Consider the following 13,110-nt stretch of genomic DNA (forward strand, 5'->3'; position numbering starts at 1 on the left):
GCAGCACTGTGGATAATCTCGCGCAAACAGGCGCTTTTCTCTCAAGGAAGAGCCGCCCTGAATGGGCGGCTGATCAGTGGTGAGTGTTAATAACGCTGCATCGCAGGCTTCGAGCTTGAGGCAACCTGGATCTTGACAGGCTCGGCAGCGGGAACAGCGGCTTTTGCCGAAGCGGTTGCGCCCTTCTTGCTCCAACCGATGGTTGGCAGCCATTCAAGATAATAGGCCAGCGCGAACTGCATGACGATGCCGGTTGCAATCAGCAGCGTGTCATAAGGCAGGCCACCAGGATTAACGAGCTTCATCACCTGTGCGACCATTGCCAGCAACGTCCCGGCAATAAAGACCGGCAAGGAATGCTTGCCGAGAATCGCCAGCGGATTATCTGGCGCAGTCCGGGCAATGTTGTTCAGCGTCGGCACAACAGCGATGAGATAGGCAATCGCCAGTACATGCAGCAGGCGCGGGCCAGACAGGAAGGTCTTGTCGAAGCCGGTGAGGACCATTGGCATGCCCATCGATGCATCGATACCCCAGAGCGGGATGCGCACCCATGCCAGCGCCAGCACGAGATAGCCGACGGCAAGGCCTATCAGCAGCGGATGCTTCGGCAGTTCACCACCGCGACGTACATGCATCACGCCCGCAATACCGATCGCGAACAGGAACTGCCACGACAGCGGATTGAGGAACCAGACGCCTTCGGTCGGATAGTTGACCGGCGCAACGTGATAGAGGCCCGACAGGAACCAGACCGTGCCGGAAACACCGAGCATGAGCGGCAGGCTGATGCGCGCCAGCAGAAGCAGGATCGGGGTCAGAACCAGCATCACGGCATACATCGACAGAATGTTGTTATAGCCGAGCTGGTGGCCCATCGTGACGATGCCGAACAGCGCCTCGACCGGATGCTTGACCAGCGGCGCGATGTTGATCTGCGTCAGCAGTTCCGAACGTTTCAGGAAGATGGCCGCAGAGGCGAAAATGGCGATGGTCGCCATGGTCGTCATGATATGCGTTGTATAAAGCACGCCAGCGCGGCGCCACATCTTCAGCGACAGGAGCAGGCGATTGCCGGGAGCGAATTTCGATCCATAGGCCAGCGCCACAGCCATGCCGGAAATGAGCACGAAAGCCTCAGCCGAATCGGAGAAGCCCAGATTCTTGTGCGTGAAATGCTCATAGATTGTGCCGGGCACATGGTTGATGAAGATCGTTAGCAGCGCAAGCGCACGGAAAACGTCGATACGCGTATCGCGCATTTTCGTCGGTTGTGCGGGCAACGCTTCTCTAGCGGTCGCAATGTTCATTTACCAGCCTGCCTATCTTTGAAGGAAAGCGCCGGCACTTGGGATTGCGAGGCTTTCCAATCTTCTTCGTGTCATTCCGGATGGGTAACCGGAACAGTTTCACACGTTCTGCCGGGGCGTTCGGTGCCCGGTCTTGGTGTGGCTTATATACCCGTTAATCCCGGCAGAACCGGGTTGGTTCCGATCAACTTTCGTTCCAGTGGATAACATTATGCCAGCCCGGACAGGCGCAAACCGGAGAGTGTTTCGCCAATGAATACTTGCCGAAGCGCGGTTGCGTCGCATAAATGCGATAAAACAAATAGATAGAGCGCCGTTTCCGTTTCCGGTAAACACAGTGCTTCTATTGCCCGAATTCCATCACGTTTTTCCCGTTAGGCTTGGCTCATGAACACGCCCGCTCACCAGACTGAAATCGAACGCTGCCGCATCGTGCTGGTTGCGCCTCCGCTTGCCGACGGCGCGGCTCTTGCAAAGCTTTTGACGGCTGCGCTCTCGGGCGGTGACGTCGCAAGCGTCATTCTCGACACCGGCGATCTCGACGAAGCCACTTTTCAGGCCATGGCCGAAAAAGTCATCCCCGTCATTCAGGAAAAAGGCGCCGCCGCGCTTATCCTGAATGATACGCGCATCGCGGGCCGGGTCGGGGCAGACGGCATTCATATCGAAGGCAAAGCTGCCGATCTGGCAGATGCCATCGAAAAACATACGCCGAAGATGATTGTCGGCACCGGCAATCTGCGTGACCGCCATGGTGCGATGGAGATCGGCGAATTGCAGCCCGACTATGTCTTTTTCGGCAAGATCGGCGCGGATAACAAGCCGGACGCCCATCCGCGTAACCTGTCGCTGGCCGAATGGTGGTCGCAGATGGTGGAAATTCCCAGCATCGCGCAAGCCGGAAGCACGCTGGAAAGCATCATCCCCGCAGCCGAAACCGGCGCGGATTTCGTTGCGCTCGGTCGGGCGGTCTTCGACGCCGAAGACCCTGCAAAAGCTGTCGCGGAAGCCAACCGGCTTCTCGATGAGAACGCGCCACGCTTTGAAAACTGATCCCTTCATCAAGGTCTTGCCGATGCCTATGAAGAACAAACTTCTTCTCGCTGCAATTCTGACATTCGCGCTGCCGGTCCTGCCTGCTCTGTCAGCAAGCGAGCCGGAGCACGGTCAGAAGGAGAGCCAGCAGGGTAATCACAAGGACAAGAAGGCCGACAAGCCAGTCGGGCCAGCCAAGCCGGTGATGCTGCCGCAACCGGCAACCACCGAACCGATGCCCCACATCGATCCGAGCCGTTTCGGCGACAAGCCCGCGGACGAGGCATTTGGCGCATTTCAACGCGGCCTCTATCTGACCGCTTTCAATCTGGCCAAGCCGCAGGCTGAAAAAGGCGATCCGGCTTCACAGGCGCTCATCGCAGAGATTTATGCACGCGGCCTCGGTATCCCCGCCAATCAGAAACTGGCGGCGGAATGGTACGAGAAGGCGGCCAAAAACGGTGTTGTCGAGGCGCAATTCCGCTATGCGGCACTTCTGCTTCAGGGCACCTACACCACGAAGGACCCGGTCAAGGCCGAGGAGCTGATGAAGAAGGCAGCCGAAGGCGGCAATGCCATGGCGCAGTTCAACTACGGCCAGATGCTGATGGTGAAGACACCCGGCAAGCCGGGCATCGACCTCGCCTTCCCCTTGTTCGAGAAGGCAGCCGAAGCCAAACTGGCCGACGCACAATATGCGCTCAGCCAGATTTATGCCAACGGTACGCCTGCCATTCCGCGTGACGACAAGAAGGCACGGGTCTATCTTCTGCTCGCAGCCGCACAAGGTTACGATACGGCGCAGTTCGATCTCGGCCGCTGGCTGATCGAGGGGCGCGGCGGCGACCGCGACTATGAACAGGGTTTCGGCTGGATGCGTCTTGGTGCCCAGCGCGGCATGGTGATGGCGCAGGCCTGGCTTGCCCGTCTCTATCGCGACGGCATCGGCACCGAAGGCGATCTCGTCAAGGCTGCGGCCTGGTATATTGTTGCCCAACGCGCCGGTTTTCGTTCGCCGGACCTCAACGACATGATGGACGGACTGGCGGACGACCAGATCAAGCAGGCCATAGAAACCGCCAACAATCTGCGCGTTCGCTGATTTTTGGGCGAATTTTCTGGCCCGACCGGCTCTCTTTTCGTGCTCAGGCTTGCGCCAAGCGCCTTTTTATGGTCTTGAGACGCCGATTATCGTGGTTCGAGTATAAGGCAGGTGCGCAATCTCCGGAACAAAACCGGACGGTTGCCTTTTCGTCGTCATGCACCGGACCGCACATGGTTTCACATTTTCATTCCGGATCAAGCTCATGAAGATCAATGGTAACGAAATCCGCCCCGGCAATGTCATCGAACATGCTGGCGGCCTGTGGGTTGCGGTCAAGACCAACGCCGTCAAGCCTGGCAAGGGCGGCGCCTATAATCAGGTCGAACTGAAGAACCTCATCAACGGCACCAAGCTCAACGAACGTTTTCGCGCTGCTGAAACCGTGGAGCGCGTTCGTCTGGAGCAGAAGGATTTCTCGTTCCTCTACGAACAGGGCGAAGCGCTGATCTTCATGGACACCGAATCCTACGAACAGCTTGAGCTGGCCAAGGATTTCGTCGGCGACCGCGCTGCTTTCCTGCAGGACGGCATGATGGTCACGGTCGAACTTTACGAAGAAAAGCCGATCGGCATCCGCCTGCCGGATCAGGTCACGCTTGCCATCACGGAAGCTGATCCGGTCGTCAAGGGCCAGACCGCTGCATCTTCCTACAAGCCGGCTGTGCTTGAAAACGGTATCCGTATCCTCGTTCCGCCGTTCATCGCATCAGGCGAACGCGTGATCGTTGATACCAACGAACTGACCTACGTCAGCCGCGCTTAATACGAAAAACGAGATCTGCGGCGCCCCGTATAGGGCGCTGCATAATCCATGTCGCAAAGATTGCGACCGTTCTTTCTCAGATCGCTCAATTCCCCGACTGTCCGCCAAACATGTTTCTGGCTGGATGTTCGACCTTCTGTTTATGATTAACTGCTTGATCCCCTTCAAAATCCACGCTTCGGGATCGTGCTTACAAGGACAATGAAATGGCCCGCTCAGCCCTTCTCAACGTTATGGTACAGGCCGCTATGAAGGCCGGCCGCAGCCTCGCTCGTGATTTTGGTGAAGTCCAGAATCTCCAGGTTTCTCTTAAGGGCCCAGGCGACTATGTCAGCCAGGCAGACCGCCGCGCCGAACAGATCGTCTATACGGAATTGAGCCGCGCCCGCCCGGATTACGGCTTCCTGATGGAAGAATCCGGCGAGGTTGAATCCAAGGACGGACAGCATCGCTGGCTGGTCGACCCTCTCGACGGCACCACGAATTTCCTGCACGGCATTCCGGTTTTCGCAGTCTCCATCGCTCTCGAGCGTCAGGGACAGATCGTCGCCGGCGTGATCTACAATCCGGCCATGGACGAGCTTTACACCGCAGAACGCGGCGGCGGCGCATTCCTCAATGACCGTCGCCTGCGCGTCGCATCGCGCAACAAGCTGGTTGATTCCGTCATCGGCACCGGCATCCCTCATCTGGGTCGCGGCCATCACGGCCATTATCTGGTCGAACTGCGCAATGTCATGGCCGAAACCGCAGGCATTCGCCGCATGGGCGCCATTGCACTCGACCTCGCCTATGTTGCAGGCGGTCGTCTGGATGGTTTCTGGGAAGATGGCATGCATCCGTGGGATATCGGCGCGGGCATCCTGATGGTTCGCGAGGCTGGCGGCTTTGTCTCGGACAAAAACGGCGGACAGGATATGTTCAGCAACCAGACGATCATTGCTGGCAACGAAGCCATTCACGGCGCACTTCTTAAGACAATCAAGAAGCCGATCTGAAATACTAACACGTTGGCAGAAATTCTGATGTCCGAATAGACATTGAGGCCGAGCGTTTAAGTGCTCGGCCTCTCTTGCAACTCAAATAAAAACTATTATCCGCTAATATATTGCAGCGCCTTACCAACAGCTTCAAATATTTGACCAACAATTCTCAACCAAAACATAATGCCCTCCATTTATTTAAGTGAAGCACAAATATATTATATCAACTTCCGTTTCTTAAAATCGCAACCATTTATTTATTAATTGGCAGCAACAAAGTTAAAAATTAAATCAGTAATACTAAACAATATTCACCACGCCGATGCAGATTTAAACCGTCCGCGGCCAATCGATAAACGTTAGCAAAAACGAAGGCAGATTCTTGTCTCGAAGAGAACGGTGCCCATGGGCAGTATTGCCGTTATTTATCGCTACACATAGGCACAAAGCCTCCGGATTTTCCGTGTAGGCGGATTCCACTACCGCTCGGAATGCAGTAGGCTCCCGATATGGACCCCAATATGGACAAAGCCATGGAGCGCAACGCATGAGCGATTTGAGAGTTTCCCGGGACCGTCTGGACGAGGGACGCGATTATGACCCCTACCGCCTGTCGAGCCCGCGTATTGTCATTCTCACCATGGCGATCTTCCTTATTATTGTAGCATTCCTGGCTGCAATTCTGATGCGGCAGATTCATACGTTCTTCGTTACCAATCCCGGTCTCAACGGTCTTATTCTTGGTGTTCTACTAGTCGGCATCCTGCTGGCCTTCGGACAGGTCCTGCGCCTTCTCCCCGAGATCCGCTGGGTCAACTCATTCCGCGACGGCGACCGTGAAGGCACCACACGCCCGCCTGTCCTGCTCGCACCCATGCGCGCCCTGATCGGCCGCCGCCAGTCGATGGCGCTTTCCACTGCATCCATGCGTTCGATCCTCGATTCCATCGCAACACGCCTCGATGAAAGCCGGGATATATCGCGCTATCTGATCGGACTTTTGGTCTTTCTCGGTCTTCTCGGCACGTTCTGGGGCCTTCTGGAAACGGTTGGTTCCATCGGGCGCACCATTCAGACACTTGATCCGAATTCCGGCGGTACCGGCGACGTTCTCGATGCGCTGAAGGCAGGCTTGCAGGCGCCGCTTTCCGGCATGGGCACGGCTTTCTCGTCATCGCTGTTCGGCCTCTCGGGTTCACTGATCCTTGGCTTCCTCGATCTTCAGGCGGGCCGCGCGCAAAACCGCTTTTATACGGAATTGGAAAACTGGCTTTCTTCAGTCACCGATCTCGGTTCGGATACCGGAGCCGATCAGAATGGCGGCACTGAAGAAATCCGCGTTCTGGCCGACAGGCTGCAGAACCTGCATGGTGGCGATGCTTCCACGCAGCGCACCACGGCAGCGCTGGCCAATCTTGCCGAAGGCATACAGGGCCTTGTCAAGAACATGCGCAGTGAACAGCAGATCATGCGTGACTGGGTGGAAAAGCAGGCCGACGAGCAGAAGGCCATCCGCCAGACGCTCGACCGTCTCACCAAGGCCATCGGCGAGCGTTCGCACGACCGCAAATCCGACCGCTCGGACAAGGCGGAGTAAGCCGCCATGTCCCTCGCCCGCAACCGCCGCTCGCAGAGGCATGTCGATTACTGGCCGGGCTTCGTCGATGCCCTGACGACGCTGCTGCTCGCAATCATGTTCCTGCTCACCGTCTTCGTGCTGGCGCAATTCCTGCTCAGCCGCGAGGTCAACAACAAGGACAGCGTGCTTGCACGCCTCAACAGCCAGATACAGGAATTGACTCAGCTTCTGTCGCTGGAGCGCAGCAATTCGCAGGACATGCAGGACACCATCGCCAATCTGCAGGCTTCGCTGTCCAGCGCGGAAAGTGAGCGTTCGCGTCTGCAAAGCCTTTTGAGCGAAGGCAGTGGCGCAGGTGCCGCAGCCGAAAAACGTGCCGGTGAACTGTCCGAAAGCCTTGATGCCGAAAAGCAGGTCAGCGCCCGCGCGCTCAGTCAGGTGGAACTGCTGAACCAGCAGATTTCAGCGCTTCGCCGCCAGATCGCTGCACTTGAAGATGCGCTCAACGCTTCTGAAAGTCGCGACCGTGAATCGAACGCCAAGATCGCCGATCTCGGGCGCCGCCTGAATGTGGCATTGGCGCAGCGCGTGCAGGAGCTGAACCGCTATCGTTCCGACTTTTTCGGACGCCTGCGCGAAATCCTGTCGGACAAGGAGAATATCCGTATTGTCGGCGACCGCTTCGTTTTCCAGTCGGAAGTTCTTTTCCCAACGGGTTCGGCGGATATCAATCCGGCCGGTCAGGACGAGATGAAGAAACTTGCCGATGCGGTGATCCAGCTCAATCAGGAAATCCCGGATGACATCAACTGGGTACTGCGTGTCGACGGTCACACGGATAATGTGCCTCTGACTGGCACGGGACGCTTCCGCGACAACTGGGAGCTTTCATCAGCTCGCGCAACCGCAGTGGTCAAATTCCTGATCGCCAATGGCGTCCCCGCCAACCGGCTCGTCGCAGCAGGTTTCGGGGAATATCAGCCGCTTGACGCCTCCGACACACCCGATGCCCGATCCAAGAACCGGCGCATCGAGTTGAAGCTGACCGAACGCTAGGAAGAAATGACGGGAGGGCAAAGCCCTCCTGTTTCACTTCGCAGCGAACGCTCCAGCACCTGCCTCGAATTGCAGCTTGGCAAGACGGGCATAGATACCGCCCTTTTCGACAAGGCTTTGATGTGTGCCTTCTTCGACAATATGGCCATGGTCGAGCACGAGAATGCGGTCGGCCTTGAGCACCGTCGCGAGACGGTGCGCGACGACAAGCGTCGTGCGATCAGCCATAAGGCTGTCCAGAGCCTTTTGCACCAGCATCTCACTTTCGGCATCCAGCGCCGATGTCGCTTCGTCAAGAAGAAGGATGGGGGCTGCCCGCAGGATTGCTCGCGCAATGGCGATGCGCTGGCGCTGGCCGCCCGAAAGCGTCACACCGCGTTCACCCACTTCCGTATCATAGCCCTTGTCGAGCGCCATGATGAAATCATGCGCAAGGGCTGCCTTTGCCGCTGCCACAATCTCCTCGTCGCTGGCTCCGGGTCTACCGAAGGCGATGTTTTCCCGCACGCTGGTAGCGAAAATCGCGACGTCCTGCGGCACGGTTGAGATGCGCGCGCGAACGGCTTGCGGATCGGCGTCAGGCAAAGCCACGTCGTCGATCAGTATCTTGCCTGACTGCGGATCGTAATAGCGCATGACAAGCGCGAAGATCGTGCTCTTGCCCGCACCCGAGGGGCCGACAATCGCAACGGTTTCACCGGGCTTCACGGTGAAGCTGATACCGTTGAGCGACGGCGCATCCGGTCGCGTTGGATAGGAGAAATGCACGGAATCAAACACAATCTCGCCGCGTGGTGGCACCGGCATGGCAACAGGCTTCAAAGGCGCGGCAATATCCGGCTGTTCGTCCAGAATTTCGACGAGCCGCTCTGTCGCACCCGCCGCCTGCGCCAGTTCCCCACCCACTTCCGACAAGGCACCGAAGGAACTGCCTGCAAACACCGCGTAAAGCACGAACTGTCCGAGTGTACCGGCAGACATCGTGCCGGCCAGCACATCACGCGAACCGAACCAGAGCACTGCAACAATGCTGGAGAAGATCAGGAAAATTGCAAAGGCAGTCAGGATTGCGCGCGCCTGAATGGAGGAACGCGCTGCCTGGAAGGCTTTTTCCACCGCGCCGCCGAAACGCCCGACCACCATGTTCTCATTGGTGAAGGCCTGCAGCGTACGCATCGCGCCAATCTGTTCACTGGCATAGGCATTGGCCTTCGCCAGCATGTCCTGCGTCATACGGGAACGGCGACGCACCGAGCGTCCAAAGGCAATGAGGGGCACAACGATGATCGGAATGGCGGCAATGACCAGCGCAGAAAGCTTCGGGCTCGTGACAACCATCATCGCCAGTGCGCCGATACCCAGAATCATGTTGCGCAGCGCGACAGAGGCCGTAGCGCCCACCACGGACTTGATCTGCGTCGTGTCGGACGACAGGCGCGAAACGATTTCACCGGACTGCGACCGATCGAAGAATTCCGGTGAGAGCGCCGTCACATGGGAGAAGACCGCATTGCGCAGATCGGCAACCACCCGCTCGCCGAGCGAAATCACGAAGAAATAGCGCAGACCCGACGCCAGCGCGAGGATGAGCGCCAGCAACACGAGCATGCCGAAGTAATTATTGACGAAGATTGCATTCGAACCCGTAAAGCCATGATCGATCATGCGACGCAGCGCAACAGGCACGGCAAGGGTCGTTACAGCGGCCAGCACCAGCGAAAAGAGTGCCCCTGCAACCAGGACCCTATAGGGTGCCAGAAACGGCATCATCCTCTTCAACGGCTTCAGCGAGCGGCGTTTGCGACTTTCTTCTGCAGTCAATTCGTGATTCATATCAATTTCAGTATCCCGGTCGGCCATTCTTGTGTTTGCGCCCTTGTTATTGCCGTGCGCCTGATGTATAGGCTCGCCAACCCTTTTGGAAGCCGTTGCCTATAGGTAATGGGTCTTCATATCTGCCATTGGGCGAAAGTGCCGCAGTTTCGATAGTCAAGGCTGCGCTTTTCACCCCAGACTTTCAGGATTGAGAAGATGAAAGCCAATATCCATCCCGACTACCACACCATCAAGGTCGTGATGACCGATGGCACCGAATACATGACCCGCTCGACCTGGGGCAAGGAAGGCGATACGATGAACCTCGATATCGACCCGACCACCCATCCGGCCTGGACGGGCGGTTCGCAGACCCTGCTTGATCGCGGTGGTCGCGTTACGAAGTTCAAGAACCGTTTCGGCAATCTCGGCATCTAATCCGATATTGCATCTGGTTGAAAAGCCCCGCTCTGGCGGGGTTTTTTATTGCCCAAAATTCGCATCATCAGGACACAAAAAATCCCGGTCAAAACCGGGATTTTTATAAGTAAGCCTGGAGTGGCCGATCAGGCGCTCAGCTTTTCCATCACTTCGTCGCTGACTTCGAAGTTCGTGTAGACGTTCTGCACGTCGTCATCGTCTTCGAGCACGTTGAGAAGCTTGAGAACCGAACGCGCCTTTTCCTCGTCCAGCTCAGTATTGGTCTGCGGCTTCCAGATCGTCTTGATCGATTCGGCTTCACCCAGAGCGGCTTCCAAAGCCTTCGACACTTCGCCGATATCTTCGAACGCGCAGATGATGACGTGTTCTTCTTCACCAGACTGCACATCGTCAGCGCCAGCTTCGATGGCTGCTTCCATGACCTTGTCGGCATCGCCAACGGACGCCTTGTAGACGATTTCGCCGACGCGGTCGAACATGAAGGACACCGAACCGGTTTCGCCCAGTGCACCGCCCGATTTCGTAAAGGCTGCGCGCACATTCGATGCAGTACGATTGCGATTGTCCGTCAGCGCTTCCACGATGACCGATACGCCGCCGGGGCCACGGCCCTCGTAGCGCACTTCATCATAATTTTCGCCGTCATTACCGGCCGCCTTCTTGATGGCGCGCTCGATATTGTCCTTCGGCATGGACTGCGCCTTGGCGTTCTGGATCGCCAGACGCAGGCGCGGGTTCATTGTCGGGTCAGGCAGACCCTGCTTGGCAGCGACGGTGATTTCGCGTCCGAGCTTGGAAAACATTTTCGACCGCACCGCATCCTGACGGCCCTTGCGGTGCATGATATTCTTAAACTGTGAATGGCCGGCCATGGCACCCCTGTTCTGTTTAAAATGCTGTGCACGGAGAAAGCGTCACGCATGAAACAGAGATCAAGCAGAGAAGGGCCACAGGTTGGGCCACAGTGCTTTCCGTGCAGAATGGCGGCGTTATAAGGAATTCAGGCCCATTCGTCCAGCAAAAGCGCCGTCTCCCTCGAATCTCTGTCAATAAAAGCAATATTGCTCGACCCGTCAGGCAAAGCAGATTATCTATAAATTCATGATTCAGCCCGCCCAGAACACTCCCAGCGAAACCATCGCAGCCCGTATCAGCCGCATTCTTGCCGACCGCATCATTGCGGGCGAGATAGAACCCGGCATGAAACTGCGACAGGATCACATTGCCGAAGAATTCGAGACCAGCCATGTGCCGGTGCGCGAAGCATTCCGGCGACTGGAGGCTCAAGGGCTTGCCGTTTCCGAACCCCGGCGCGGCGTCCGGGTCGCATCATTCGACATCGGCGAGATCAGGGAAGTGGCAGAGATGCGGGCCGCTCTGGAAGTTCTGGCGCTGCGCCATGCAGCCCCGCACATCACGCAGGCAACGCTCGATGCCGCCGAACAGGCCACACTGGAAGGCGACAAGTCACGCGATGTCAGAAGCTGGGAAGACGCCAATCGCCGCTTCCATCGGCTCATCCTCGAACCATGCAAGATGCCGCGCCTGCTTGCAGCCATCGACGATCTTCATGCTGCCAGCGCCCGGTTTCTCTTCGCGACCTGGCGGTCGGAATGGGAAACCCGCACCGATCACGACCATCGCGCCATATTGCAGGCGCTGCGCCAGAACGATGTCGAGAGCGCAGTGACCATCCTCGCTCGTCATGTACAATGGATCGGACACCGTCCGGTCAAGACCGCATCGGGCAAGACTCGCGATTCGTTTGCGATTGTCGGTTGATCAGGCGCTTTCACAGATAAGCACCTCTTTTTCATCGTCGCCATTCTGGTCACTCGTGCAGATTTTCATCTGCACAACAGGGTCTCTGCGCGCGGCTCCCACAGCTACGCGCCGTTCTGTTTGTACCGCCTCTTGCGTTTATCGTCAGGAGCTTTAAGAAGATATAGATCGAATCTCAATTTTATCTATAATTTGAGGAAGCTATGACAACCATCACCCAGACGCGCCCATCCTTCAGCCCGCTCAATCTGGAATCCCGCTCCCCTGCGATGCGCCTTGCGGCCGTTGCGCTTGGCACGCTGGTTCTCGCCATCTCGTCGCAGATCGAAGTTCCGATGATTCCGGTTCCGATCACGCTGCAGACCCTGATCGTCCCGCTGATCGGCGCACTCTATGGCTGGCGTCTTGGCATGGCCACGGTTCTGGCCTGGCTCGGCGAAGCCATGCTCGGCCTTCCGGTTCTGGCTGGCGGCGCTGGCGGTCTTCCGCATTTTGCAGGCCCGACCGCAGGCTATCTCGTATCCTTCCCGATCATCGCCGCAATGACAGGCTATCTGGCCGAACGCGGCTGGAATGGTAACCGTGTCGGCTTCGCCTTCGTTTCGTTCCTTATCGCCAATGTGGTCTGTCTTGCTCTTGGCGCAGTCTGGCTGTCCAGCATCATCGGCGTTGAAAAGGCCATTGCCTTCGGCGTGACGCCGTTCCTCGTCGGCGCCCTTGTCAAGTCGGCCCTTGGTGCTGCGATCCTCAAGGCCATCGCCCGCGACGGCAAGGCCTGATCAAACAGGTGACCATACGCCTGCGCGGCCATCACCTCCTTTGCATGCTGACTTATGTCGGCAAAGGCTACAGCCCGGCTTTCGTCGAAAACTACGACAGGATTGCCGGGCGGCTGAGCGAGGGAGAAGATATTCTTCTCGTCGATGGCCCGGACGACATTTGCGCGCCCCTGCTCTGCGGGGGCGATTGCCATTGTTACCAAGCAAGTGTTCGCGAGCGCGACCGGCTGGCATTGGAGGCCGTAGGCGACCTGATCGGCCAGCGCCTTGCTACGCAGAACCGTTTCGGGCTCGACGCAGAGCGGCTTGCCTTAATGCGCGCCGCTTTCGCAGAAGGCACATTACGCAAAGCCTGCGAGCGTTGCGAGTGGTCAAACCTCTGCACGGGAATTGCCACGACGGACCAGTTTCACGGCGTTAAAATAACAAGGCCATCCGTCTCAGGATGAGACGGATGGCCTT

The 13,110-nt window shown here is 57.5% G+C and carries 13 protein-coding genes; 10 read left to right on the forward strand and 3 right to left on the reverse strand.

Features of this window, described 5'->3' with window-relative positions; genetic code table 11:
- Positions 1-86 precede the first annotated feature (86 nt).
- Entirely contained in the window at positions 87-1,310 is a 1,224-nt protein-coding gene (locus F9K91_RS08480) for an OpgC family protein (protein WP_151677626.1), read from the reverse strand.
- A gap of 387 nt (positions 1,311-1,697) precedes the next feature.
- Here F9K91_RS08480 and F9K91_RS08485 point away from each other — a divergent pair, with 387 nt between their 5' ends.
- The 6 genes from F9K91_RS08485 (at position 1,698) to F9K91_RS08510 (ending at position 7,831) form a co-directional block, all read left to right on the forward strand.
- Complete coding sequence (locus F9K91_RS08485; protein ID WP_151556121.1) at positions 1,698-2,363, forward strand: thiamine phosphate synthase; 666 nt, start codon at positions 1,698-1,700, stop codon at positions 2,361-2,363.
- 28 nt (positions 2,364-2,391) lie between these two features.
- Positions 2,392-3,447, forward strand: coding sequence for a tetratricopeptide repeat protein (locus F9K91_RS08490; protein WP_151677627.1), 1,056 nt, complete (start codon positions 2,392-2,394; stop codon positions 3,445-3,447).
- 205 nt (positions 3,448-3,652) lie between these two features.
- Positions 3,653-4,213, forward strand: a complete 561-nt coding sequence (gene efp, locus F9K91_RS08495; RefSeq protein WP_010661385.1) for an elongation factor P — start codon at positions 3,653-3,655, stop codon at positions 4,211-4,213.
- 206 nt (positions 4,214-4,419) lie between these two features.
- The gene (locus F9K91_RS08500; RefSeq protein WP_151677628.1) at positions 4,420-5,211 is read left to right on the forward strand and encodes an inositol monophosphatase family protein; all 792 of its coding nucleotides are present in this window, start codon (positions 4,420-4,422) and stop codon (positions 5,209-5,211) included.
- Positions 5,212-5,743: 532 nt separating this feature from the next.
- Entirely contained in the window at positions 5,744-6,793 is a 1,050-nt protein-coding gene (locus F9K91_RS08505) for a MotA/TolQ/ExbB proton channel family protein (RefSeq protein WP_151677629.1), read from the forward strand.
- Between the two features lie 6 nt (positions 6,794-6,799).
- The gene (locus tag F9K91_RS08510) at positions 6,800-7,831 is read left to right on the forward strand and encodes a peptidoglycan -binding protein (protein WP_151556119.1); all 1,032 of its coding nucleotides are present in this window, start codon (positions 6,800-6,802) and stop codon (positions 7,829-7,831) included.
- 33 nt (positions 7,832-7,864) lie between these two features.
- Here F9K91_RS08510 and F9K91_RS08515 read toward each other — a convergent pair whose 3' ends face one another.
- Complete coding sequence (locus F9K91_RS08515; RefSeq protein WP_151677630.1) at positions 7,865-9,691, reverse strand: ABC transporter transmembrane domain-containing protein; 1,827 nt, start codon at positions 9,689-9,691, stop codon at positions 7,865-7,867.
- 171 nt (positions 9,692-9,862) lie between these two features.
- Between F9K91_RS08515 and rpmE the strand changes: the two genes are divergently transcribed.
- Positions 9,863-10,084 (forward strand): 50S ribosomal protein L31, encoded by a 222-nt coding sequence (gene rpmE, locus F9K91_RS08520; protein WP_002964804.1) that lies wholly within the window; start codon positions 9,863-9,865, stop codon positions 10,082-10,084.
- 128 nt (positions 10,085-10,212) lie between these two features.
- On the opposite strand, the gene F9K91_RS08525 is transcribed toward rpmE, so the two are convergent.
- Complete coding sequence (locus F9K91_RS08525; RefSeq protein WP_151556117.1) at positions 10,213-10,959, reverse strand: YebC/PmpR family DNA-binding transcriptional regulator; 747 nt, start codon at positions 10,957-10,959, stop codon at positions 10,213-10,215.
- A gap of 229 nt (positions 10,960-11,188) precedes the next feature.
- Here F9K91_RS08525 and F9K91_RS08530 point away from each other — a divergent pair, with 229 nt between their 5' ends.
- The 3 genes from F9K91_RS08530 to F9K91_RS08540 all read left to right on the forward strand — a co-directional run bounded on the left by F9K91_RS08530 (position 11,189) and on the right by F9K91_RS08540 (position 13,097).
- Entirely contained in the window at positions 11,189-11,869 is a 681-nt protein-coding gene (locus tag F9K91_RS08530) for a GntR family transcriptional regulator (protein WP_061348025.1), read from the forward strand.
- Between the two features lie 203 nt (positions 11,870-12,072).
- Complete coding sequence (locus F9K91_RS08535; protein WP_151677631.1) at positions 12,073-12,648, forward strand: biotin transporter BioY; 576 nt, start codon at positions 12,073-12,075, stop codon at positions 12,646-12,648.
- Positions 12,649-12,656: 8 nt separating this feature from the next.
- Positions 12,657-13,097, forward strand: coding sequence for a DUF1284 domain-containing protein (locus F9K91_RS08540; RefSeq protein WP_151556114.1), 441 nt, complete (start codon positions 12,657-12,659; stop codon positions 13,095-13,097).
- Positions 13,098-13,110: the final 13 nt, after the last annotated feature.

It is taken from the genome of Brucella tritici, assembly GCF_008932295.1.
GTDB classification, from domain to species: Bacteria; Pseudomonadota; Alphaproteobacteria; order Rhizobiales; family Rhizobiaceae; genus Brucella; species Brucella tritici.